Here is a 23,991-nt window from a genome sequence, read left to right on the forward strand (position 1 = left end):
GACCCCATGCCCTCGGCCGCAAGGGGCCGGGGGAGACCCCATGTCCTTGGCCCCGAGGGGCCGGGGGAGACCCCATGCACCGGACGCCGCGAGCTTCCCGGCAAACCCATCCGGTCACAGCACTAGCGGCGTTGCACCCGGCTTCGAGGGCCGCTCGGCACCGTGGGGCGACGACGTGCACGCGAGGCGTTCACCACAGGAGGTCACGAGGATGCCTGCCGCCATACAAGAGGAGACCGGGTTGGCCGCGGCCGCCGACAAGCTGCGGGCCCTCGCGGCCGAACACGCCGCAGCGGCGGACGTCACCCGGCGGCTCGCCCCGGACGTCACGGAAGCGATCCGGGAGTCGGGCTTCGCCCGGCACTTCGTGGCCTCCCGTTGGGGCGGCACGGAGGGCACCTTCGACGAACTGACACGGGCCGTCACCGCCGTCGGGGAGGGCTGCGCCGCCACCGCCTGGTGTGCCTCGCTCGCCGCGTACTCGGCGCGGTTCGCCTCGCATCTGCCGGAGGATGGACACCGCGCCGTCTGGGGCGAGGGCCCCGACACGGTGATCGCCACTGCCCTGATGCCCGCCGGGCGGGCCCGTGCGGTGGACGGGGGATGGTGCCTCAACGGCCGCTGGAGCTATGTGAGCGGTGTCGACTTCGCCGACTGGGCGCTCGTGTGCGCGGCCGTGGCCGGCGCCGAAGGACCGCCGCAGCTGCGTTTCTTCGCGCTTCCCCGTGGCAGCTGGACCGTGCAGGAGACCTGGGACAGCGTCGGCATGCGGGCCACGGCGAGCAACACCGTCGTCCTGGACGAGGTGCTGGTGCCCGCGCATCTCTCCTTCGACCGTACGGACATGCTGACCGGGCGCAACGAGACGTCGTCCGCCCCCTGCCACCGGGTGCCGTTCCAGGCGGTCGGCGGACTGACCTTCATCGCCCCCGTGGTGGGCGCGGCCACGGGAGCACTGGCCGCCTGTGCCGCCACCATGACCGGCCGGCGGCGGAACCATGCGGGTGAAACGGTCCTGGTGCGTGCATCGGGCCGGATCGACGCGGCCCGCCACCTCGTGACCCAGAACGCCCACGTCATCGACGAACGCCGGTTCACGCCCGAGCTGATGGCCAGGAACGAGCGCAACGCGACGTTCGCCGCCGAACTGCTCCAGGAGGCGGCAGGTCTGCTGATCCGGGGCGCGGGCACCGGCGGCCTCGGCGAAGGGCACCCCCTCCAGCGGTTCTGGCGCGACATCACCTCCGCAACCAGCCATGTCGCCCTGCAGTACGACACCGCGGCGCGCAAGAACTACTCGGCCGTGCTGCTCGGGCCCGAGGAGGCCTGACGCCCAGGGTCTTTCGTTCGGATCGGGCTGGATCAGTGTGCGTGCCGGGGCCCGCGAGCCCGGCAAGATCCAAACGAGAGGCCCCAGCAGGGGCCCGTGTCAGCCGGTGGACTCCATCAGGTCGTAGGCGCACGCCCCGTCGATGGACTCCCTGATGACGTCGGCGTGGCCCGCGTGGCGGGCCGCCTCGCCGATCAGATGGAGCAGAATCCACCGGACGGTGCGTGGCTCGTCGGTCGGTCCCCACGGAGTGACCGGCATCGGCACCCGCTGCCCGAGGCCGGGCAGTGCGCGCACGGCCCGCGCGACCTCGTCCCCTACCCGGCGATGCTCGCGCACCAGATCGGCCGTGCTCTCGCCGTCCCGGGGCAGGAACTCCGAGGCGCCGTCCCGGCCGGTCCAGTCGGCGCCCTCACCCCGCAGCACCGGGATCCAGGCCGGCTCGCCGAGCACGGCGTGCGTCAGCAGTCCGGCCAGGGACAGCGCGCTCGCGCTCGGCGTGCTGCGTGCCTGTTCGTCGGTCAGCCCGCCCACGGTCCGGCGCAGTGCCGTGCGCTGCTCCTCCCAGCAGGCCAGCAGCGCCTCGCGCTCCTCGGTTTCCCTGTCCGCCAGGACCGGCATCTCCGATCACCCTCTTCCTCTTCCTCGTGCCGTGCTTCCCCGTGTTCCCCGGAGCGGCCCGCCGTCCCGGGTGCCGGTCGGTCGCGCGCCGGCCGGCACCCGGGACAACGCCACGAAGATCACGAAGACACGGCACCGGGGCCGTAGCGCCTCTCAAGGCCGTATCGAGGCGCCGTTGCCACCGTGGACGGCGGATGCGCGCCACCAGTCGCGATGGCGCGCCGATAGCGGAAGGAACCCGACGTGTCCCGAGCGCCGCGGTCGACCGACCGGAGCGTCAGTGCCGACCTCTACGTCGAGGTGCAGCAGTTCTACGCACGGCAGATGCCACTGCTCGAGGAGCGCAGGCTCGAGGAGTTCCTGGAGACCCTCACCGAGGACGGCTCCATCGAGCACCGTCCCGGCGGGTGGAGGCTGGAGGGCCGGGAGCAGCTCCTCAAGGAGATGCAGGCACGCCGGGGCGACGCCGAACGGCCGCTCGTGGGCGAGATCTCCGCGCGCGAGGCCCGGGAGCAGAACATCGCGTACTACGACGGGCTGGTCTACCGGTACTGGTTCGACCGGATGCGCATCGAGCCCGCCGACGACGACACGCTTCACGTGAGGTACCAGGCGATGGTCAGCATGACCGACCGGGCGGGCAAGGTCAGCTTCGAGCCGACCACCACGGTGGAGGACGTCCTGGTCCGCGTCGACGGAGTTCTCCACACCCGTTCCCGGGTCGTCACACACGACTCGCCCAGCTGGGCCGACAAGATCCACAACCCGTCCTGAGCCGACGGTCCGCCCCGACCGCCGCATCCGGGCGGCCGCCCTGCCGAGGCGGCAGTCCGGCCGCGCCCGCCCCGAGACCATCCACAGCCCGCACCCCGCGGAGGTATCCGATGTCCGCCTGCCCCGTGTCCGACGTCTTCCCCTTCTCAGGATCGACCTACCGCGGGCCCGCCCCGCAGTACGCCGCACTGCGCGCCGAACAGCCGGTGGTGCGCGTGCACACGGCGGGTGGCGTGGACGCCTGGCTGATCACCCGCTACGAGGACGTACGGGCGCTGTCGGCCGACCCCCGGCTGAGCCGTGCGCTCGCCTGCGGACCCGGCGCGCCCCGGATCGGCGGCACCATGCACACCACACCGGAAATGATCATCTCGCTGGACTCGCCCGAGCACTCCCGGCTGCGGAAGCTGGTGGCCGGCGCCTTCACCCTGCGACGCGTCGAGCGGATGCGTGCCGGGGTGCAGAAGGTCGCCGACGAACTCCTCGACGACATGCTGGCCCAGCAGGGCCCGGTCGACCTGGTGCAGCAGCTCGCCGTCCCGCTGCCGCTGACGGTGATCGGCGAACTGCTCGGCGTACCGCCGCAGGACCTGCGGGACTTCGAGAAGTGGGCCCGGGCCTTTGCCACCGTCGACGACCGCGCCGGGGGCGAGGAGTCCCTCAACGGCCTCGCCAAGCTCAGCGAGTACATCGTCGGACTGGTCGCGGACAAGCGTGCCAACCCCACGGACGACATGCTCTCCGAGCTGATCGCGGCCCGGGACAACGACGACCGGCTCAGCGAACAGGAGCTTGTGACCTTCGGTTTCACCCTGATCGGCGCCGGCTTCGACACCACGGCGAACCAGCTCGCCAACTCCGTGCTCGCCCTCATCGCGGACCACCGCGACCAGTGGCAGTGGCTCGCGGAGGACCGCAGCCGCATCCCGGTTGCCGTCGAGGAACTGCTGCGGCACGTCAATCTGTTCGCCACCGACACCTCCGGCTTCCCGCGCATCGCTGCCGAGGACATCGAGGTCGGCGGCGTGACCATAGCCAAGGGCGACGCCGTGCTGCTCTCCCTGGCCTCGGCCAACCGGGACGACCGCGTCTTCCCCAACGCCGACCGCCTCGATCTGGCCCGTGGGCACAACCCGCACATCTCCTTCGGCCACGGACTGCACTACTGCCTGGGCAAGCACCTCGGCCGGATGGAGATGGAGATCGCCCTGGACGGACTGCTGCGCCGCTTCCCCGGCCTCCGGCTCGCCGTGCCGCAGGAGGAACTGCCCTGGCACAACGGCGAGATCAACCACACCCTGACCAGCCTGCCGGTCGTCTGGGAGGACTGAGCCCGTGGCCACCGCCGCCCTTCCGCTGCTGCGGGCGCGAGAGGACCCCGATCTGCCCCGGCGGTTCGCACGCTCCGCCGCGGTCACCGGTGCCGGGGCGTGGATGCGTACGTCCGTGGTTGCCGGGTGGCTGGACGAGCGCCGCCGCGCCCACCGCTTCGACGTACGGCGCATCCCGTTCGCCGGGCTCGACGGCTGGTCCTTCGCCTCCGGCACCGGCAACCTGACGCATCGCAGCGGACGCTTCTTCACCGTCGAGGGACTGCGGGTCACCAGGGACTCTGGCCCGTTCCCCGCCTGGGAACAGCCCGTCATCCGGCAGCCCGAGGTCGGCATACTCGGCATCCTCGCCAAGGAGTTCGACGGCGTCCTGCACTTTCTGATGCAGGCGAAGATGGAGCCCGGCAACCCCAACCTGATCCAGCTGTCACCGACCGTCCAGGCCACGCGGAGCAACTACACCAAGGTCCACCGGGGCGCGGACGTGAAGTACCTCGACCACTTCCTGAGGCCGGAGCGGGACCGGGTGCTGGCCGACGCGCTCCAGTCCGAGCACGGATCGTGGTTCTTCCGCAAGAGCAACCGCAACATGATCGTCGAGGTCTCCGGCGATGTGGCCGTCGAGGACGACTTCTGCTGGCTGACCCTCGGCCAGCTCGGTGAACTGCTGCGGCAGGACAACGTCGTCAACATGGACGCCCGCACGGTACTCGCGTCCGCCCCGGTGGACGCCGATTCCGCGGGCAGGGCCCTGCGCTCCGACACGGAGCTGCTGTCCTGGTTCACCGCCGAGCGGGCCCGCCACGAGGTGACCGCGGAGCGGATCCCGCTCGACCGGGTGACCGGCTGGCGGCGCGGCCCCACGGAAATCGCCCACGAACACGGGCGCTACTTCCGGGTGGTGGCGGTCTCCGTGGCGGCAGGCAGCCGCGAGGTCACCGGCTGGACCCAGCCCCTGATCGAGCCCTGCGGCCGGGGTGTCACCGCGTTCCTCACCCGACGCATCGACGGCGTACCGCACGTCCTGGTGCATGCCCGGGTGGAGGGCGGTTTCCTCGACACCGTCGAGCTCGGTCCCACCGTCCAGTGCGTACCGGAGAACCACGCGCACCTCGATCCGGCCGACCGTCCGCCCTTCCTCGAGACGGTCATGCGCGCCGGCCCCTCACGGATCCGCTACACGGCCGTCCACTGCGAGGAGGGCGGCCGGTTCCTCAACGCCGAGAGCCGCTACACGATCGTCGAGGCGGACGGAACCGAGGCGCCCCTCGATCCGCCGCCCGGCTACTGCTGGACCACCCCGGGCCAGTTGCGGGCCCTTACCCGGCACGGCCACTACCTGAACGTCCAGGCGCGCAGCCTGCTGTCCGTGCTCGGCACCGGCGCGGCCGTGCTCTAGTGCCGCGTCAGCCAAGGTCTGCCCCGTCGCGACGCCAGGCCTTGCCTGATGCGGCAGCAGCGCGGTGCGCCGGAAGGGTTCACCGGCTCGCGATGCCGTGCAGGCACTGCCCCGGCTGCCGCTGGGAGGCGCCCGCGACGGAGCCGGGGAGTGTCCTCATCCCCTGGCGAATGATCCCCCCGGCCCTGGCGGGCCCGGGGAGACCTCGAGGGCCCGACGCCGCGAGCTTCCCGGCAGACCCTTCCGGTCACGGCACTAGCGCCGACCGAGCGCGGCGCGAGCGGCGGCTCTCATGCTTGCCACGCAGGACCCCTGTTTCGCAACCGCCCTGACCAGGTACGGAGGAGAACCATGGCATCCGGATCGACAGCCGCGATCCCGGGCAAGGCCCGCGAGATACGACTGGCCAGGCACCTCGAGGGTGAACTCACCCTCGAACACTTCGACCTGGTCGAGGTGGAGGTGCCGGAGCCCGGGCCCGATGAGGTCGTCGTGCGGATGGACCATCTCGGGGTGGCAGCGGCCTACCAGGATCTGATGCGTACCGACTGCCAGCTGCCGCTGCCGCCGTACCGGGTGGGCGGGCGCATCGGCGGCGGTGAGACCGGCACCGTCGTCCGGTCCAACAGCCCGGACCTGGCCGTCGGCGACCTCGTCCAGAGCATGACCGGCTGGTGCGAGTACGCCGTCGGCCCGGCCGGGTCCTTCTTCAAGCTGCCCCCCGGACTCTTCCCGAGCACCTCCTACTTCCTGTGCCAGGGGCCGACCGCCTACTACGGCATGGCCGACCTCGCGCGCGCCGGTGAGGGCGACGTGGTCTTCGTCTCCGGCGCGGCCGGCGGTGTCGGGTCGCTCGCCGGTCAGATCGCCAAGTGCCGCGGCGCGGCCCGGGTCATCGGCAGCGCGGGCAGCAAGGAGAAGGTGGCCTACCTGGTCGACGAACTGGGCTACGACGCCGCGTTCGACTACCACGAAGGACCGGTCGTCGAACGGCTCAGGGAGCTCGCCCCTGACGGCATCAACGTCTTCTTCGACAACGTCGGCGGCGAGCAGTTCGAGGCGGCGCTCCAGGTCGCCGCCCCACACGCCAGGTTCGCCCTCTGCGGTGCGCTTTCCGTCCAGAACGGCGGTGGCAGGGACGCCTTCCCGCGGCTCGACCTGATGACGGCGATCACCCGGCACGTCGAACTCCGGCCGTTCGCCTGCTACCACACCCCGGAGCAGATCGGCGCGTGGATCCAGCACTTCGCCACCTGGCTGGGAGAGGGCCGCTTCGTCTTCCCCCAGACCGTCGTCGAGGGCGGCATCGAAGCCGCGCCCCAGGCCCTGATCTCGTGCCTGAAGGGCGCCTACCGGGGCAATGTCTCGATCGCACTCTGAGCCGGTCGCGGGCCTGTCGCCGGGGGCCGGGCCCGCCCACCCGCTCGTCCAGTTTCTGCACAGAGGGGAATTGCCATGACAGCAGCGGGCGCATCCAAGGACGCCCCCCGCAAGGCCGGCCGGAGGGAATGGATCGGTCTGGCCGTCCTCGCGCTCCCGGCCATGCTCATCGCGATGGACATGACCGTGCTCTACCTCGCGGTCCCGCAGCTCAGCGCCGATCTCGCCCCCGGCAGTTCCCAACTGCTGTGGATCCTGGACGTATACGGATTCCTCGTGGCGGGCTGCCTCATCACCATGGGCACCCTCGGCGACCGGATCGGCCGCCGGCGGCTGCTGCTCATCGGTGCGGGCGCGTTCGGTGTCGCCTCCGTGCTGGCGGCCTGGTCGAACAGCGCCGAGATGCTCATCGCCACCCGTGCGCTGCTCGGCGTCGCCGGTGCCACGCTGATGCCGTCGACGCTGGCCCTGATCCGCAACATGTTCCCCGATCCGGCCCAGCGGACGACCGCCATCGCCGTGTGGATGACGAGCTTCACCGTCGGCATGACCCTCGGTCCGCTGGTCGGCGGCGCGGTTCTGGAGGCCTGGTGGTGGGGCGCGGTGTTCCTGCTCGCCGTTCCGCCGATGGTGCTGCTGCTCATCGCGGGACCGGTGCTGCTCCCCGAGCACCGTGACCCCTCGCCCGGCCGGCTCGACCTGGTCAGCGCCGCTCTCTCGATCGTCGCCACGGTCGCCTTCGTGTACGGCGTGAAGGAGATCGCCAAGGACGGCGCGGGCGCGGTGCCGGTCGTCGCCCTGGTCGCGGGAGTGGCCCTCGGCGTGGTGTTCGCCCGGCGGCAGCGCCGTCTCAGCGACCCCATGCTGGACCTGAAGCTGTTCTCGGACCGGGCCTTCAGCGCCTCGCTGGGCACCCTGACGCTCACCCTGTTCGCGATGTCCGGAGTGTTCTTCTTCCTCTCCCAGTACATGCAGATGGTGCTGGGGCTCACCCCCTTCCAGGCAGGGCTGTGGACGCTGCCCCAGGCGGGCGCGATGATCGTCGTCGCCGGGGCGACGCCTTCGCTGGTGCAGTTCCTCCGCCCCGCCTATGTGATGGCCGCAGGACTGGGTATCGCGGTCGTGGGCTTCCTGATGTTCACCCGGCTCGACGGCTCGGACGATCTGTGGCTCCTGGTGACGGGGTCGGTCGTCCTGTCGATCGGTGTCGGCCCGATGACCATCATGGGTGTCGACATGATCGTCGGGGCCGCTCCGCCCGAGCGCGCGGGCGCGGCCTCGGCGATCTCCGAGACCAACCAGGAATTCGGGATGGCGATCGGCGTCGCGGTGCTCGGCAGCGTCGGCACCGCCGTCTACCGCGGCGCGCTGGAGGACTCCATGCCCGCCTCCGTACCCGCGGAAGCGGCGAGCGCCGCCCGTGACACGCTCGGTGGGGCCCTGGAAGCGGCGTCCGGGCTGCCGGGAGCGGCCGGGACGGAGCTCGTGGCGGCCGCGCGGCAGGCCTTCACCCAAGGTCTGCACGTCAACACGGTCATCAGCGCGGTGCTCGTGGCCGGTGCGGCGGTGCTGGTCGCCGTGCTGCTGCGGCAGGTGACGCCCAGGAACGCCGAGGAGGCCTCGGCGGAGGGCGAGGGCGACGCGGCGGACACCGGTCATGACTCCGCGCAGACCGGCGAGGGACGGCGACCGGCGACGGCAGCCGAGGAATCCGGAGCGGAAGCGAGCGTGGAACCCGTCCGCTGAACCAACCTCCCCTCGGGAAGCGCCCGGCGTCCGCAGCGGCACGGCCTCACGGCCTCGCGAAGGAGGCCGGGCGCTTCCGGCGTTGCCGCCGCCGATGACGGGCCGGACCGCGCAGGAGCCGACCGGACCCGGCGGCCCTGCGCACCGACGCGGAAGCGCGTGCGGGCACCGATGCGAGGGTGAATGCGGAACCCGTGACCCGCCCCCCGCCGTGGACCGGGGGCAGGTGTCCGCCCGGCATCCGGCGCGGCACGGGCCGCCAGCGTCCGCGAAGAACACGGGCTACCGGTGCGGCGGGCGTTTCCGTGGCCCCCGCTCCGACACGGCCGGAGTGCATGCCGAGGGCCGGGAGTCCGGTCGTGGCGAGGTGGTGGGCGGGAGGCCGGTGGCCGTGCCGAGGGACGACGGAGAGCGCGGCGCGCCGGGGGCCGTCGGTGACGTGCCGGACCAGCAGCGCGAGCCGGTTCCGGGTGTGGCGACCAGTGGCAGGACGGCCGCAGGGAATCCGGCCAGGGCGAAGAGGGTGACCACGCGGGCCTCCCGGGCCGGGACCGGGTCGGTGCGCCACGCGGGCGGCCGGTGGGAGCGGATCAGAGAACGACGCGAAAGTGCGTGGTCAGGCGCAGATCGTCGCCGAGGACATGGAAGGCCAGGCCGGGCGGCTGGTCGCGGTCCGCGGGGCGCTCCCCCTCCCAGGGCAGGCGCAGGGTCCAGGTGACTGCGGGCCCGACGACCAAGGGACGCGCGGCGAAGACGGAGGCCGCGGCGGTGTGTGCGTGGCCGGTGAGCACGGCGACGACGCGCGGGTGCCGGGCCAGCACATCGGCCAGCCGTTCGGGCTGCTCGAGCCTTCCGGAGTCGGGCAGCGGGTGGTGGAGCTCGACCGGCGGCTGGTGGAAGGCGATCAGCGCCGGGGTGTCCGCGGGCAGGCCGGCGAGGGTGCTGTCCATCCAGGCGAGCGTCTGCTCGTCGAGGCGTCCTTCGTCACGGCCCGGGATCGTCGAGTCGCACATCAGGACGGCGACGCCGGCGATGTGGTGGACCCGGTTGACGGGAGCGTCACTCGGGGGCTCCCTGAGGAGGGCCTTGCGGTAGGCCGGTCGGGCGTCGTGGTTGCCCGGACACAGGAGAACCGGGAACGGAGCGGTGAGGATACGGGCCGCCTCCTCGTACTCGGCCTCGTCGCCGTGGTCGGCGACGTCGCCCGTGACCAGCAGGGCGTCGACCGGGCGCGGCAGGGCCCTCAGATGGTCCATGACGCGGGTGGCGCGCCGGGTCGCTCGTTCGCTGCCGTCCAGATGCAGGTCACTGATCTGTGCAAGCAACACCGTCATCGATCCGTCCCCCCATCGGCCGCCGCGGGCCGTCGTCGTCTCATGGGGTGGCTACGGCCAAGCCCCTGATGTCTAACGGTAGTTTTCGTTTTGGCGTTAGAGACTGTAGGGGTGCGGCATGGATGTGATCAAGTGGTCGCCGACGGATCGCGGCGCGTGGGGCGCGCGGCGAACGAGGCAGGGGAGGGGAGGGAGTTGACCGTGGAGCGCTGGCCGGCACTGGAACTGGCGAGCACGATCCGCCATGACGGGGACGGCGGAGTCACCGACGACCTGGCCACCCTCGAAGGGGCGGCCCGATGGGTCCGGGCGCAGGGCGATCTGCTGGGCTGCCACGTCGCGGTGACCGGGATCGTCGTCGACGAAGGGCTCAGGGACGGGCTCGTCGAGCTGCGGCAGGCGATCAGGGCGCTGTTCGCCCGCGTGGTCGGTCCAGCTCCCCCCAGTCCGGCGGACGCCCACCGTCTCCTGCCCGTGGACGTCGCGCTGGAGCGTCTCAATGCGGTGGCTGCTCGGGAACGTGTCGCTCCCCAGCTGCACTGGGCGCCCGGGACGTCCCCGCAGGTCGGTTTCCGGTCCGCCGAGCGCGATCCTGCCGTGCGCCTGCTCGCGGCCCTGGCGCGCGCCGCCGTCGACTTCCTGAGCGGACCGGTGCGCGAGCAGCTGCGCGCCTGCACGGCGCCCCGTTGCGTGCGCTACTTCGTCAAGGGTCACGGCCGCCAGGAGTGGTGCAAACCGTCGTGCGGCAACCGCGCCCGCGCAGCCCGGCACTACCGGCGACGGCGCACCGGGGCCGGGGACGGCTCCGCACCGGGCTGATACGGCCGGCCCACGGCCGTCCGTGACGCGCGGAGGGCGGAGCACGGGACACCGGGCGTACGGCTGCGCCCTGCGGCGGGCGAGCCCTGCCACTGCCGCGACGCCCGCTCCGGTCTCCCCTTCAGGACGCGGTGCGTCGGGCCGCTATCCTCACGAGCGCCCTCCGGCCGGGGCCTCCCTGGTCGTCGTGCACCACCGAGGTACCCGCGCTGCTGAAGCCGTCACCACTGAGCACGGCCCGCTGCTCGATGTCCACCCAGCCGGCGCACCGGCCCTGCTCGTCGAAGACCGGCTCCGCCACCTGGAAGGTGAACGAGCCGTCGCCCGTCGCCCGCCATGTCCCGGCGCCACCCGACGCCAGGAAAACGCGTCCGTCCACGGTGAAGTGCAGAACGCCCGGGTACGTACCGCTCGGCCTGGTCACCCGGGCCGTCCAGGCCCCGGCCACCGGCGTCCTCCATGGCTGCTCGGTCCGGGCATTCATGGAATGCACGATGGGCCGCCCGACTCGAGCGACGGTCGAGACGCGCACGCGACAATGCTCCGCATGCCCGTGATCTCGCAGCGCACCCTGAACAGGACGCTCCTCCAACGCCAGTTGCTGACCGCCCGTGTCTCCACGGCCCCGCTCCAGGCGGTCGGGCATCTGGTGGCCCTGCAGGGTCAGGAGCCCGACGCACCGTACATCGGCCTGTGGACGAGACTGACGGACTTCCGGCACGACGACCTGACCTCACTGCTCCACGACCGGTCCCTGGCCCGCGCCAAGCTGCTCCGCAACACCCAGCACCTGGTCACGGCACCGGACTTCGCATGGCTGCAGCCGCTTCTCGAACCCGTCCTCGGCCGTGCCAGGCAGGGTGCCTTCGGCAGGGCTGTCGCGGGAATCCCTGCCGACGAACTCCGCGCCGCAGGGCGGGACCTCCTTGCCGGGGAGCAGCTGACGCGGCCCCAGCTGGGGCGCCGGCTCGCCGAACGCTTCCCGGGCCGCGACACCACCGCCCTGGCCTATGTGGTGCAGTCCCTGGTCGCCCACATCCACCCGCCGCCGAGCGGTACCTGGGGCCATCGCGGCGCCACACCGCTGACACTCGCCGACAGCTGGCTCGGCCTGCCGATGGAGACGGAGCCCCGGATCGAGACGATGATCCTGCGCTATCTGGCCGCCTTCGGGCCCGCCGGCGTCGCGGACGTCCAGGCATGGTCCGGCCTGACCAGGCTGCGGGAAGTCGTCGACGCGCTGCGCCCGAAGCTGCGGGTCCACCGGGACGGGCAGGGCAAGGAGCTCTTCGACCTTCCCGACGCCCCGCTCGCCGATCCCGATCTGCCCGTGCCCGTAAGGTTCCTGCCCGCCTACGACAACCTCGTCCTCGGGCACGCCGACCGGACCCGCGTGATCGGCGACGAGGACCGTGTGCGTGTCATCACCGGAAGCGAGGTGCGGCCCACGTTCCTCGTCGACGGGGTCGTCCACGGGGTCTGGACGCTCAAGGACACGACGCTGCGGATCGAGCCCTACCGGCCGCTGGCCGCCGCGGAGGCCGCCGAGGTCGAGCAGGAGGCGCACCGACTGCTCGCCTTCGTCCTCGCGGCCCCGGCGGCCAAGGGCAGGCGCCGGACCGCACCGGCCGGGGACCCGGCGGTCGTGTTCGCCTGAGTGCCGGACGGTGGGGGTCCTTGCCGCGGTGACCGGCGGCACGAGCCGATCCGTGGCGTCGCCCGGCACGGCCGGGCCGCCGATCGAGGCGGCCACGGCACGTGCGCGGTCCGGGTGACGGTCGTTCACCACGACGCGTGCCGCCCTCGGCGGCGAAGCGCCGGCACAGTGCCTCGCCGATGCCGCGGCCGGCCACCGGCGACCACCACTCCCGCACCGTGCAGCCGCGGTGACCGGCGGCTCCAGCCGGTCGGCGGACCCGTCCACGGACGGAACCCACCCCGTTCAGGGGGTGGGCAGCACCAGTACCTCGTAAGGAGTGGACGGAGTCGGCACGGTCATGTTGATACGGGAGTTGGGCACATAGAGCCGGTTCCCGTGCACCGCCACCGCCGAGGGGGCGTCAAACCGCGCGTCCCGGATGCGCAGGACCACGTCGCCGCGGGTGCCGGCCCGGTCGAGCCGGACCACAGCAAGGTGGTGCTCGATCCCCACGGCCGCGTACAGGGTCGTGCCGGACAGCGCCAGGCCGTCCGCCCGAAGCCGCTCGCCCCCCAGACCCACCTCCGTCGTCACGCCCGTCGCCGGATCGGTCCGGAAGAGGATGCCCTCACCGGCGTGGGCGATGATCAGTCCCGTGCCGTCGGGGGTCCTTTCGATGCCCGTCACATTGAAGCCCTCGCCGTAGGCGACGTCGCCGGTGAGGGGGATGCGCTCGACCGCGTCCGGTCCCGGCAGGGCGCCGTCCTGGCCGAACGGAAGGCGGTAGAGCACCGGTACGAAGGCGTCGGTGAACCAGGCGGCCTCCGGGGTGAGGACGACATCGGCGACCAGGGTGGGTCCGTCGGCCGCGAGCCGGTAGTGGGCCAGCGTCCGGCCGTCCGTCGCGTCCACGACTCGGGCGTCACCGGCGAAGGCACCTGCCACGAAGATCCGGCCGTGGTCGTCGACCCGTACACCCGCGGCCGGTGTGCCGGGACCCGGGCCGAGGGTCCGGCCACGACCCGTGGTCAGGTCCAGCCGGTGGATCGAACCGTCCGCCAGCGAACCGAAGTAGGCGACGGGATCCGCCCCGATCGTCAGGGACTCGGGCTGGAAGCCGTCGGGCAGCCGCAGCGGGGTGAGCGGGGTGCCGGGCACGGCGTCCGCGGTCCTCGTGTCGGTCATACGTCCGCTCCTCCTGTGCGTGCGCCGCTGCCCGTCGCATGGCGGTCGCCGCCATCGTCCGGGGCGCGGCTCGACGTGGCCTGGAGACCCGCTCCAGCACGCCGCACAGGTGCGCCCGCGCACAGGCCGATTCGAGCGGCCTTCGATCGCCGCTCCCTACCCTCCGGCCATGAGAATCCTGGTGAACACCGGCCCGTCCCACGGGCTGTACTTCCCCGTCGTGCCCATGGCCTGGGCCCTGCGCGCCGCCGGGCACGACGTCCTGGTCGCCGCCACCGACGGACTGCGGCCGCTGGTGCACGGTTCGGGGCTGCCGTTCGTGCCGGTTCCCGGCCCGAACCACACGAGCGAGGCGATGGTCACGGACAGGTCCGGGGAGCGGCTGGCGCCTCCGGAGGACGAGGCGGGAGTGCTCGAGCACATGGGCCGCGGCTTCGGCCGGCTCGCCGCCCACACCCTCGACGGCCTGTCGGACACGGCCCGCCGCTGGCGGCCCGATCTGATCCTGGGCGACGTCCACGCCTACGGGGCCGGACTCGTCGCCCGTGAGTGCGGTGTCCCCTGGATCGAGCACAGCATCGGGCTCGGATACCGGCACCGCCCCGTCATGGACAAGTGGGGTGCCGAGGAGCTGGCGCCCGAGCTGGAACGTGCCGGGCTGAGCGGGCTGCCCCAGGCCGATCTGACGCTCGATGTGTGCCCTTCGAGCCTCCGGGCCGAGGAGACGCCTGCCGCACGTCCGCTGCGGTACGCGCCCTACGACGCCCCCGGCACCATCCCCGGCTGGGTGTTCGAGGAACGCCGGCGGCCTCGTGTGCTCGTCAGCATGGGAACCGTGTGGCCGACGATCGGCGGGGTGCCGGTCCTGAGGAGTCTGGTCATCGCACTGGCCGGGCTCGACGTGGATCTCGTCGCCGCCGTTGCCGACCCGTACGTGGAACAGCTGGAACCGCTGCCGGCCGATGTCATCGGCGCCGGGTGGACCCCGCTCGGCTCCGTCCTGCCGGTCTGTGACGTGGTGGTGCACCACGGCGGCGGGGGACTGACGATGGCGGCACTGCGCGCGGGACTGCCGCAGTTGCAGGTCCGCTACCTCATCACGGCGGAGCAGTTCGACAGCGGCCGGAGGCTGGCCGAGCTGGGCGTGGGCCGGCAGGCGGTGACCGAACAGCTGGATCTGGACGCGGTGGTGGAGAGCGTACGGCTGCTGCTGAACGACAGCGGTTACCGGGAGCGCACACGGCGGGTGGCGGACGAGATCGCCGCCATGCCCCCCGCCACCGAACTGGTCCCGGTGATCGAGGACCTCGCCGGGAGGTGAGGGCCCGGGAACCGCAAAGGGGCCGGGGCAGCTGCCCCGGCCCCTGCACGCTGTGCGGTGGGTGCCCTCTCAGAGCTCGCGCTTCTGCTGGAAGCCGTTGATCTCGCGGAGCCAGGCCTCGTGGTCGACGACGCGGGCGAGCGCGTGGTCGGCGACCTCGGGGTGCGGCAGGACGAGGAAGCGTCCCTCCGCCATGCCCTCGAACACCGCATCGGCCACCTCGTCGGGGCCGATCGGCGCCGAGGTGAGACTGAGACCGCCGGACGAACCCGCCGCCGTGTGCATACCGGTGCGCACCCCGCGCGGGCACACGGCGTGCACCTCGATGCCTCGGTGCCGGTACGTGACCGACAGCCACTCGGCGAACGCCAGCGCCGCGTGCTTGGACACCGCGTACGGTGCGGAGCCCACCATCGTCAGCAGCCCAGCGGCGGAGACGACGGACACGAAGCGGCCGTGACCGCGCTCCAGCCAGTCGGGCAACAGGTCGCGGGCGGCCCGCACATGCGCCATCACATTGACGTCCATGGCCGTGGACCACCCCCCGTCCGGGACCTCGGGGCCACCGGCCGTGGCGATTCCGGCGTTGGCGCAGTAGACGTCGACGGGGCCGCCGAGCAGTTCGCGGGCGGCCGGCACGAGCCGATCCGTGGCGTCGCCCGGCAGGGCCAGGCCGCCGATCGAGGCGGCCACGGCACGTGCGCGGTCCGGGTGACGGTCGTTCACCACGACGCGTGCCCCCTCGGCGGCGAAGCGCCGGCACAGTGCCTCACCGATGCCGCGGCCGGCCCCGGTGACCACCACTCCGGCACCGTGCAGCACTTCCGTCGTGCCTCTCGCCCCCGGCTCCGCGGCCGTCATGGCCGGCCTGCCGACGAGGTGCCGGCACCGCCGGCCGGAGCCCGCAGGCCGAGTTCGAGGCAGTCCGCGTACCGGGGCAGCAGACCGGCGCTCCTGGCCTTCGCCAGCGTCGGCGCGGCCCGGTCCCGCGGGGACAGCACGGGCGTGATGTCGTCGGGAAGCGGCAGGGCGAGCGCCGGGTCGAGCGGCGACAACGCCCGTTCCCGTTCGGCGACATAGCCGGTGGACAGCAGATACGACACGGAGGTGTCGTCCTCCAGCGCGATGAACAGATGCCCCACTCCGACCGGCAGATACACGGCGCGGCAGTCCCTCTGGTCCAGGACCACGGAGTCCCATGCACCGAAGGTGGGCGAGCCGACGCGGGTGTCGACGACCACGTCCAGGGCCGTGCCCCGGGTGCAGTAGGCGTACTTGGCCATACCGGGGGGTGTGACGGTGTAGTGGACCCCCCGGACGACACCGCGCCGCGACAGGCTGTAGCTGCACTGTGCGACCGGGAACAACGGGCTCCCCAGGGCCTCGGTGAACGCCCGCTCCTGATAGGGCGAGAGGAACACGCCCCGGTCGTCACGGAACACCTCGGGGGTGAACGCCCACGCCCCCTCGACGGCGAGCTCCTGCGCCTTCACGCGAAGCCGCCGCTCATCGTTCCGCGCCGAGCACGCCGACGAAGAGCCCGGGACCGGCCTGGTCGTACGGGACGAACTCGACGGACAGACCGGCCCGGCGGAACGCGCCCTCGTACTCGTCGCGGGTGAAGAGCGTCATGATGTGGGTGTCGGTGAAGTGCTGGATCCCGGTGTCCGGTTCGGCCACGACGTAGTGCACCTCCATCCTGCTGGCGCAGCGCTCCGTGTGCCACACCGTGTGGGAGGTCCGGGAGATCGTGCGGCCGTCGACCTTCACCACATCACCGGCGACATAGCCGGGCAGGAAGGTGTCGGGGGACCACCACGGTTCGACGACGACCACACCGCCGGGGCTGAGGTTCCGGGCGAAGCTGCGCAGTGCCGAATCGAGTTCCTCGGCGGTGGCCAGATAGCCGACGGAGCTGAACATGCAGGTGATGGCGTCGAAGGAACGGTCCAGGGCGAAGTCCCGCATGTCTCCCTGGTGGATGCGCACCCCGTCGATGTTGGCCCGGGCGGCGCGGACCATGTCCTCGGACAGGTCCACGCCCTCCACATGTGCGAAGCACCCGGTGAAGTACTGCAGATGGGAACCGGTGCCACAGGCCACGTCGAGCAGGGACGTCGCTCCGGGATTGCGGTCGAGAATGCTCCGTACGGTGATCGCGGACTCGGCCGCGTAGTCCTTGCCGCGTCCTCGGTAGATCGCCTCGTATATGTCGGCGCGGTCGTACAGGTCGACCACGTCTGCCGCGTTCACGTGTCTCTCCTCCGTGGGGTCGCCGTCGACGAGCGGCCGGCGGCCCGTGAAGGGCGCCGGCCGCATGGTCCGGTCCGGACGGGCCCGACCGGACCGGCCAGGACCGGCCGGAGCGATCGGGACCGACCCGGACCGATCGGTGCGGGTCAGTCCTTGGACAGCTTGACGAGGACCTGACCGGTGTGGTCGCCCTTCAGCAGTCCGAGGAACGCCTTGGGAGCCTCCTCGGGACCGCCTTCGACCACCGTGTGCGGGAAGACGATGCGGCCTTCGCGCAGCCAGCGGCCGAAGTGCTCCTGCCAGTCGGTGAGCGAGTGGGGGGTGTAGGGGGTGCTGAACCCCCTGATGACCACGTCCTTGCTCACCGCCGGGTCCAGGTCCAGCGTCGGGTTCTTGCCGGACAGCGCGCCGCAGAGCATGAAGCGGGCGCCATGGGCCGCGTTCTGCATCGCCGCCTCGAACTGGTCACCGCCCACGGTGTCGAAGTACACGTCGATGCCGTCGGGTGCCAGCTCGGCCAGCCGTTCGGTCAGGGAGCCTTCCTTGTAGTTGAACGCGGCGTCGAAGCCGAGCTCCTTGACCAGGTACTCGACCTTGGCCGCGCTGCCGGCGCTGCCGATCACCCGCTTCGCGCCGAAGCACTTGGCGATCTGGCCGACGAGGGAACCGACACCGCCCGCGGCACCGGACACGAACACCGTGTCGCCCTCGCGGATGTCCGCACCCTTCATCCCCCAGAAGGCGGTCGGCCCCTGCTGGGCGAGGTAGTACTTGGGATCCGGCAGCAGGCTCGCATCCAGCTTGGTGAACTCGTCGGCGTCCGCGACGGCGTACTCGCGCCAGCCGAGGTTGTGCGACACCACGTCTCCGACGGCGAGCGCGTCGCTGCCCGACTCCACGACCGTACCGACGGAGGGGAACCACAGGGGTTCACCCACCTGGAAGGTCGGGAACGGCAGCTCGGGGTCGGGCTCGAGGCTGAGCATGAAGCTCATCGCGTACGCGAGCGCCATGTAGTCGTTGCGCACGAGCACTTCGCCGGCTGCCGGACGGCGCACCTCTGCCTCGACCACCTCGAAGTGGTCGAGGGTGATTTCGCCGTCGGGTCGTGCAGCCAGGCGCACTTCCTGCGCTGTGGAAGGAATCCGGGGGGTGTTCACGAGTGTCTCCTCGGTTACGGAGTGAACGCGGCCATCAGGCTATGGCGGCTTCGCTAGAGCGGCCCTTGAATCGGCCTGGAATGCCCGTCCACCCATGGGCCGAGGGAATTCGAGGCGCACGAAAGAGCGTGCAATCCCCGCCGCGCGCCCCAGGAGCGTGATCAGGGCGCGTGCACCGGGTCCCCCGGCCGGGGGGAACCCGGGGACCCGGCCGTCGTGGCGTGACTCAGGCGATACGGAACGCCGACCTGGGAATGCCTGCGCCGCCCGGAACAGGCACGTGTCGATCAGGCGCGGCAGACCCGCCCGGGGTCGGTCTTCGAGATCCGCACGAAATCCGACTCGCCCTCGTGGGTCGCGACATGATTTCCCTCGGCGTCGAAGATCTTCGACACGCCCTTCGCGTGGTATTTCTCGCCGCTCTGCCTGGCGTGGTCGGTGATTTCGGCATGTCCCTGCGGACTGCCGTCGGGGGACGGGAATGTCTCAATGATGCGGTACGAGAACGAGTTTCTGCCCGTGGGATACCAGTAGCCCGTGCCCTTGGGGCCTCCGCTGTTCTTGAGGCATGCCTTTCCCTTGCGGTCGAACGACAGATGGAGCGTGTAAGTGCCCTGGGGCAGCTCCAGCGTTCCTTCCCACACGCCTATCGCCAGGGGCGACCGGTGTTTGGCCGAAACCGGTGCACCCGCAGGGGCCACGGCCGAGCCCTCGGCCGGTCCCGCGGCGAGCGGGATCGCCATCACGGCGGCTGCCGTCGCGAGAGCCGCGGTTCTGTTCATCCTGGTCATGCGATGTGTCATCTCGTGATCCTTTTCAAGGGCGTTCGGGTACCGGCTGGAAGAGCGGGAGGCTCAGGCAGGAATCCGGGAAGGACTTCCCCGGTAGGTCTTGAGGTCGAACCCGGGCAGCGCGGCGGCGTCCGGGGACGGACCCGGGTCGCCGGACGCGAGCAGCCGGCGCGTGATCATGTGGTCGGCCGTGCGGTTCACCGACTCGGTGCCCACCAGCCGCCCACCGACGAAGCAGAGGACCGAGAACCGCCGCGCGGCCGGATCGCCCACCGTCACCGTGCGGTCATGGCCCCGGGTGATTCCCGCGATCTGGACGCGCAGGTCGTACTGATCCGTCCAGAACCAGGGCACGGCGGTGTACGGGGCGTCCTCGCCGCAGAGGTTCGCGGCCGCACAGCGCGCCTGGTCGGAGGCGTTCTGCACGGACTCGAGCCGCAGCCGGTCCATGGAGTGGGGGCTCGGGAAGCGGGCACAGTCGCCGATGGCGAAGACGGCGGGATCACTGGTGCGCAGATGTGCGTCGACGAGCACTCCGCCGCCCACGGCGAGCCCTGCGTCCGCCGCGAGCTCCACCGCGGGCAGGACGCCGATGCCGACGACGACCACATCGGCCGGGATGCGACGCCCGTCGTTCAGCTCCACGACCCGCACGTGTTCCGCCCGGTCGCCCTCCAGAGTGGTCACCTCCCGGCCGAGGAGGATCCGCACACCGTGCGCCCGGTGTTCGGCCGCGAGGAAGTCCGAGACCGCCGGGGTCACCGTCCGTCCCATGACCTGGGAGCCGGCCTCGACGACGGTCGTCCGCACCCCCAGTCCGCTCGCGGTGGCGGCGAGCTCCAGACCGATGAACCCCGCACCGACGACCACGAGATGGCGAGCCCCGGACAGTTCGCGGCGCAGCGCGTCGGCATCGTCCAGACTCCGCAGCGCCAGTACGCCGCCGAGCCCGGCCCCGGGCACCGGCAGCTGCCGCGGGCGGGCGCCGGTGGCCAGCACGAGACGGTCGTAGGGAAGCGTCCGACCGGAGGCGAGGACGACATCGCGGCGGTCCCGGTCGATCGCGGTCACCCGGTCGCCGCACACACGGACGATGTCCTGCGCCGCGTAGAACTCCTCAGGACGCAGCTCCACGTCCCCGGGCGCCGCCTTGCCGGCGAGGTAGGCCTTGGACAGCGGGGGGCGCTGGTACGGAACCTGCAACTCATCGCCGACGAGGGTGATGTGACCGGTGAAGCCGCGTGCCCGCAGCGCCGCGACCGTGTCCGAACCGGCCTGTCCCGCGCCCACGACGACCACTCGCTGCACGGACATCAGCTCTGCGCCTCCGGGAGGTGCACCACAAGCCCGTCGATGGCGTCCGAGACGGGCAGTTGGCAGCTGAGCCGACTGGTCTCCCGGCGTGGGCTCGCCGTGCCGTAGAGCACGTCGTCCTCGATCTCGTCCATCGGCGGCAGCGGAAGCGTATTGGCCCCGTCGATGTACACATGGCAGGTGCCGCACTGGGCGGAGCCGCCGCACTGCGCCTCGATGCCGTCGATGTTGTTCAGCTTTGCGCCGCGCATGACGGTGTTGGGTTCGGGGACATCGACCACGGTCTCGCTGCCGTCCGGATGCGTATACCTGATCTTGGCCATCGCGCCTCCTCGTGGAATCCGTCCGCTGTACGCCCGGTACGCCCATGCGGCACGCGACTGTGACAACTCCGGCTGGGGGTCGCCTCGAGCCCTCCTCGAAATCCGGGCAGCCGCCCGCGTCCCGTGCCGGCAGCGCTCGACCGGGCCCCGACCGGGCGTCGATCCCCGACCCCCAGCGTCCCGGCATGACCGCTGAGACCCTGCGAACGTCCGACACACCCGCCGAGGCGGGCGGACGCCTCCGTCCGATCCTCGCCGCGTGCTGCCTGGGCCAGTTCATGAACGTGCTCGACGCCTCGGTCGTGAACGTGGCCCTGCCGGTGATCGGCGCCGACCTGGGCTTCGCCCCGACCGGCCTGAGCTGGGTGAACAACGCCTACACCATCACCGTCTGCGGCTTCCTGCTGCTCGGCGGCAGACTCGCCGACCTGTTCGGGCAGCGCCGGGTCTTCCTGGCCGGGGTCGCGCTGTTCACTCTTGCGAGCAGTGTCGGCGGCATGGCCGACGACCCCCTGACCCTGGTCCTGGCACGCGCCTTCCAGGGCCTCGGCGCTGCCGTCATGGCACCCGCGACACTCACCGTCCTCGGCACCACCTTCACCGCGCCGGGCGCCCGGGCCAGGGCGTTCGGGATGTGGAGCGTGGTCTCGGGTGCCGCCGGGGCCATCGGCGTCCTGGCCGGGGGGCTCATCACCGAGTGGTTCTCCTGGCGCTGGATCCTGCTGGTGAACGTGCCCATCGGGCTGTTGCTGCTGGGACTGGTGCGCTGGGCGGTCCCCGAGACCCCCGGCCGGACCGAGGGGCGCCGCGGACTGGACGTGCCGGGCGCGGTCACCGTCACCGGGGGCCTGATGGCGGTGGCGTACGGGATCGCCGAGTCCCACACCCACGGCTGGGGTTCGTCCCGGGTTCTGGGTGCACTGACCGGCGGCGCCCTGCTGCTGATGCTCTTCGTGCTGATCCAGGCGAAGTTCGCCGCGTCGCCCCTGGTACCGCCGGCCGTCTTCCGCAACCGCGCCGTGAGATCGGCCAATCTCGTCGCCTTCTTCAGTATCGCCGCACTCTTCAGCACCTTCTACTTCTTCACGATGGTGCTCCAGCAGGTCCTCGGCTACAGCCCGATGCACACGGGACTCAGCTATCTGCCGCTGTCGCTCGGGATCGCATTCGGCGGCTGGGGCGTCTCGTCGCTGGTACCCCGCACCGGCCCGCGCCCCGTGCTGGTCGCGGGGCTCGCGCTCTCCGCCACCGGTCTGCTGTGGCTGGCCGGCATCGACGAGCACTCCGGCTTCACCGCCGATGTGCTCGGCCCCGCCCTGCTCCTCGGCTTCGGCATGGGTGCCGTGCTGAACGCCACCACCAACGCCGCCACATCGGGCCTGCCGCCACGCCAGGCGGGCCTGGCCTCCGGCCTGCTCAACACCACCCGGCAGCTCGGCAGCGCCATCGGCCTGGTGACCCTGGCGACGGTGTCCGCGACCAGGGCGGAGGCGGAACTCGACAGGGGACTCACGATGCCGCAGGCCCTTGCCTCCGGCTACGGGCTGGCCCTGGCAGGAGCGGCCCTGTTCTCGTTCGCCGGGCTGCTCGCCGCACTCGCCGTACCCGGCCGCCGCCGGTCCGGAGTGGGTCCAGAGCCTCTCGAGGCGACACGGACACGCTGACCGCCTGATGCGACAAGGAGGTTCTGCGGTGGTAACCAAGCGGTCCGCGACCACGCCGCCCGAGGCGCTGCGTGAGTTCCGAGCCCAGCAGCCGCGGTGGACGACGACCACGTCCGACGACGGCACCACGGTCGAGCACACGACGATCGACGTTCCCGTCGACTACACCCGGCCCGGCGGCGAGCGACTCACGCTCGCCCTCACCCGCCACCGGGCGACCGACCCCGCCCGGCGGCGCGGCATCCTGCTGTCCGTCAACGGCGGACCCGGTGGCGACTGGGGCAGGGGCCGGGCGCTTGCGGCCGCCTTCGCCGGCACGCCCGTGCACGAGGTGTACGACCTGATCGGCCTCGACCCCCGCGGCACCGGGGCGTCCACCCCGCTGCATGCCGAAGTGACCGTCCCCCGGGCCCCGTTCGACTCCCGGCCCCCGGACTCGGCGTTCGCCGCACTCGCCGAGGACATGCGCCGGCGCGAGCTGGGCTGTGAACGGGCGGGCGGGACGCTGCGTCCCCACATCAGCACCCGCAACACCGCCAGGGACATGGACGTCGTCCGTGCCGTGCTCGGCGAGCAGCGGATCAGCTTCGTGGGCTACGCCTACGGCGCCTATGTCGGCGCGGTGTACGGCAGCATGTTCCCCGACCGGCTCGAGCGCAGCGTGCTCGACTCGTGCGTCAACCCGGACTGGACCTGGCGCGAGCAGTTCCTCTGGCAGGGCGACGCCGTCCAGCGCAATGTGGACCAGTGGGCCGCGTGGACGGCCGAACGCGACGGCCACTTCGGCCTGGGCAACGAGCCCGGCCGTGTCCTCGCCGTGGTGGAGGAGGTCGTCACCCGGCTCGAGAAGCTGGAGGACGACTGCCGTCTGCGGACGCTGCTCGACGGCGCCGTCGGCAACCGTGCCTGCGACCGGGGCCGTTGGGCGGAGCTCAGCACCCTGGTGTCCGCCCTGGCGGACGTCACGGCCGAGGGCGACACCTCGGCCGCCCGTGCGCTCCTGTCCGAGCAGGGCACCTGGAGGCCCGGCGACAACGAGGGGGAGCTGCGCACGGCCGTGCTCGAGGCCATCACCCTCGAGCACGACTGGCCCGACGACCTCGAGGTCTACTACCGCGACATGCGCGAGTTCCGCGCACGGTTCCCGTACGGGTACGGCGTTCTGCGTGCCCAGCCGTGGGTCGGCGCCTTCCGTACCTTCACCGCCCCCGAGAAGCCGGCCGTCGTCGAACGCGACGGCTACCCCGTCGGACTGGTCGTCCAGGCGGACGGGGATCCCATGGACCACTACGCCGGCGGTGTCGCCATGGCGGAGCGCCTGGGCCACCACCTCATCACCGTGGCGGACTCGGGCGATCACGAGATCTACGCCCTGCTGGGCAACCCGCAGGTGGACGCCCTGGTCAACCGCTATCTGGTCGACGGCGTACTGCCCCCGTCGCGCGTGAGCGTTCCCGGAACCACCCCGAGGCCGGACATCCCGGCGGACCATGTGAAGAGGAGCAATCAGGGATGACGACTGTCGCCGCCGGTCAGGACTTCAAGGTCGCGGACCTTTCCCTCGCGGAGTTCGGCCGCAAGGAGATCACTCTCGCCGAGCACGAGAT

At 71.8% G+C, this 23,991-nt stretch carries 22 protein-coding genes; 11 read left to right on the plus strand and 11 right to left on the minus strand.

Features of this window, described 5'->3' with window-relative positions:
* Positions 1 to 211: 211 nt before the first annotated feature.
* The gene (locus AC068D_RS20805; RefSeq protein WP_478824480.1) at positions 212 to 1,330 is read left to right on the plus strand and encodes an acyl-CoA dehydrogenase family protein; all 1,119 of its coding nucleotides are present in this window, start codon (positions 212 to 214) and stop codon (positions 1,328 to 1,330) included.
* A 99-nt stretch (positions 1,331 to 1,429) separates the two neighbouring features.
* Here the strand turns inward: AC068D_RS20805 and AC068D_RS20810 are convergent, their stop codons facing one another.
* Complete coding sequence (locus AC068D_RS20810) at positions 1,430 to 1,951, minus strand: DinB family protein (protein ID WP_478824481.1); 522 nt, start codon at positions 1,949 to 1,951, stop codon at positions 1,430 to 1,432.
* A gap of 243 nt (positions 1,952 to 2,194) precedes the next feature.
* On the opposite strand from AC068D_RS20810, the gene AC068D_RS20815 reads away from it, so the two are divergent.
* The 5 genes from AC068D_RS20815 to AC068D_RS20835 all read left to right on the plus strand — a co-directional run bounded on the left by AC068D_RS20815 (position 2,195) and on the right by AC068D_RS20835 (position 8,581).
* A complete protein-coding gene (locus AC068D_RS20815) occupies positions 2,195 to 2,725 on the plus strand; it encodes a nuclear transport factor 2 family protein (RefSeq protein WP_478824482.1) in 531 nt (176 codons plus the stop codon).
* A gap of 110 nt (positions 2,726 to 2,835) precedes the next feature.
* The gene (locus tag AC068D_RS20820) at positions 2,836 to 4,056 is read left to right on the plus strand and encodes a cytochrome P450 (RefSeq protein ID WP_478824483.1); all 1,221 of its coding nucleotides are present in this window, start codon (positions 2,836 to 2,838) and stop codon (positions 4,054 to 4,056) included.
* Between the two features lie 4 nt (positions 4,057 to 4,060).
* Positions 4,061 to 5,455, plus strand: coding sequence for an NDP-hexose 2,3-dehydratase family protein (locus tag AC068D_RS20825; protein ID WP_478824484.1), 1,395 nt, complete (start codon positions 4,061 to 4,063; stop codon positions 5,453 to 5,455).
* A 351-nt stretch (positions 5,456 to 5,806) separates the two neighbouring features.
* The gene (locus AC068D_RS20830; RefSeq protein WP_478824485.1) at positions 5,807 to 6,835 is read left to right on the plus strand and encodes a zinc-binding dehydrogenase; all 1,029 of its coding nucleotides are present in this window, start codon (positions 5,807 to 5,809) and stop codon (positions 6,833 to 6,835) included.
* 75 nt (positions 6,836 to 6,910) lie between these two features.
* Positions 6,911 to 8,581 (plus strand): MFS transporter, encoded by a 1,671-nt coding sequence (locus AC068D_RS20835; RefSeq protein WP_478824486.1) that lies wholly within the window; start codon positions 6,911 to 6,913, stop codon positions 8,579 to 8,581.
* Between the two features lie 590 nt (positions 8,582 to 9,171).
* On the opposite strand, the gene AC068D_RS20840 is transcribed toward AC068D_RS20835, so the two are convergent.
* A complete protein-coding gene (locus AC068D_RS20840; protein ID WP_478824487.1) occupies positions 9,172 to 9,915 on the minus strand; it encodes a phosphodiesterase in 744 nt (247 codons plus the stop codon).
* 201 nt (positions 9,916 to 10,116) lie between these two features.
* Here AC068D_RS20840 and AC068D_RS20845 point away from each other — a divergent pair, with 201 nt between their 5' ends.
* Entirely contained in the window at positions 10,117 to 10,734 is a 618-nt protein-coding gene (locus tag AC068D_RS20845; protein WP_478824488.1) for a CGNR zinc finger domain-containing protein, read from the plus strand.
* A gap of 121 nt (positions 10,735 to 10,855) precedes the next feature.
* Here AC068D_RS20845 and AC068D_RS20850 read toward each other — a convergent pair whose 3' ends face one another.
* Positions 10,856 to 11,218 carry a hypothetical protein gene (locus AC068D_RS20850; protein ID WP_478824489.1) on the minus strand — a complete coding sequence of 121 codons (363 nt, stop codon included), beginning with the start codon at positions 11,216 to 11,218 and terminating at the stop codon, positions 10,856 to 10,858.
* A gap of 63 nt (positions 11,219 to 11,281) precedes the next feature.
* Between AC068D_RS20850 and AC068D_RS20855 the strand changes: the two genes are divergently transcribed.
* A complete protein-coding gene (locus AC068D_RS20855; RefSeq protein ID WP_478824490.1) occupies positions 11,282 to 12,391 on the plus strand; it encodes a winged helix DNA-binding domain-containing protein in 1,110 nt (369 codons plus the stop codon).
* 285 nt (positions 12,392 to 12,676) lie between these two features.
* On the opposite strand, the gene AC068D_RS20860 is transcribed toward AC068D_RS20855, so the two are convergent.
* The gene (locus tag AC068D_RS20860) at positions 12,677 to 13,558 is read right to left on the minus strand and encodes an NHL repeat-containing protein (RefSeq protein WP_478824491.1); all 882 of its coding nucleotides are present in this window, start codon (positions 13,556 to 13,558) and stop codon (positions 12,677 to 12,679) included.
* Between the two features lie 169 nt (positions 13,559 to 13,727).
* Here AC068D_RS20860 and AC068D_RS20865 point away from each other — a divergent pair, with 169 nt between their 5' ends.
* Complete coding sequence (locus tag AC068D_RS20865; RefSeq protein WP_478824492.1) at positions 13,728 to 14,879, plus strand: nucleotide disphospho-sugar-binding domain-containing protein; 1,152 nt, start codon at positions 13,728 to 13,730, stop codon at positions 14,877 to 14,879.
* Positions 14,880 to 14,948: 69 nt separating this feature from the next.
* Here the strand turns inward: AC068D_RS20865 and AC068D_RS20870 are convergent, their stop codons facing one another.
* The 7 genes from AC068D_RS20870 to AC068D_RS20900 form a co-directional block, all read right to left on the minus strand.
* Complete coding sequence (locus tag AC068D_RS20870; protein WP_478824493.1) at positions 14,949 to 15,740, minus strand: SDR family oxidoreductase; 792 nt, start codon at positions 15,738 to 15,740, stop codon at positions 14,949 to 14,951.
* Complete coding sequence (locus AC068D_RS20875) at positions 15,737 to 16,372, minus strand: dTDP-4-dehydrorhamnose 3,5-epimerase family protein (RefSeq protein WP_478824494.1); 636 nt, start codon at positions 16,370 to 16,372, stop codon at positions 15,737 to 15,739. Before AC068D_RS20875 ends, AC068D_RS20870 begins: the two co-directional genes overlap by 4 nt.
* A 13-nt stretch (positions 16,373 to 16,385) precedes the next feature.
* The gene (locus AC068D_RS20880; RefSeq protein ID WP_478824495.1) at positions 16,386 to 17,132 is read right to left on the minus strand and encodes a class I SAM-dependent DNA methyltransferase; all 747 of its coding nucleotides are present in this window, start codon (positions 17,130 to 17,132) and stop codon (positions 16,386 to 16,388) included.
* A gap of 146 nt (positions 17,133 to 17,278) precedes the next feature.
* Positions 17,279 to 18,292, minus strand: coding sequence for a zinc-binding dehydrogenase (locus AC068D_RS20885; protein WP_478824496.1), 1,014 nt, complete (start codon positions 18,290 to 18,292; stop codon positions 17,279 to 17,281).
* A 287-nt stretch (positions 18,293 to 18,579) separates the two neighbouring features.
* Positions 18,580 to 19,095: a hypothetical protein gene (locus tag AC068D_RS20890; protein WP_478824497.1), complete on the minus strand. Its 516-nt coding sequence runs from the start codon at positions 19,093 to 19,095 to the stop codon at positions 18,580 to 18,582.
* Between the two features lie 51 nt (positions 19,096 to 19,146).
* A complete protein-coding gene (locus AC068D_RS20895) occupies positions 19,147 to 20,397 on the minus strand; it encodes an NAD(P)/FAD-dependent oxidoreductase (RefSeq protein ID WP_478824498.1) in 1,251 nt (416 codons plus the stop codon).
* The gene (locus tag AC068D_RS20900; protein WP_478824499.1) at positions 20,397 to 20,720 is read right to left on the minus strand and encodes a 2Fe-2S iron-sulfur cluster-binding protein; all 324 of its coding nucleotides are present in this window, start codon (positions 20,718 to 20,720) and stop codon (positions 20,397 to 20,399) included. Before AC068D_RS20900 ends, AC068D_RS20895 begins: the two co-directional genes overlap by 1 nt.
* Before the next feature lie 185 nt (positions 20,721 to 20,905).
* Between AC068D_RS20900 and AC068D_RS20905 the strand changes: the two genes are divergently transcribed.
* Together AC068D_RS20905 and AC068D_RS20910 are read left to right on the plus strand one after the other, a co-directional pair.
* A complete protein-coding gene (locus AC068D_RS20905) occupies positions 20,906 to 22,384 on the plus strand; it encodes an MFS transporter (protein WP_478824500.1) in 1,479 nt (492 codons plus the stop codon).
* Between the two features lie 28 nt (positions 22,385 to 22,412).
* Positions 22,413 to 23,900: an alpha/beta fold hydrolase gene (locus tag AC068D_RS20910; protein WP_478824501.1), complete on the plus strand. Its 1,488-nt coding sequence runs from the start codon at positions 22,413 to 22,415 to the stop codon at positions 23,898 to 23,900.
* Positions 23,901 to 23,991: the final 91 nt, after the last annotated feature.

The organism is Streptomyces sp. NPDC043861 (assembly GCF_056435905.1).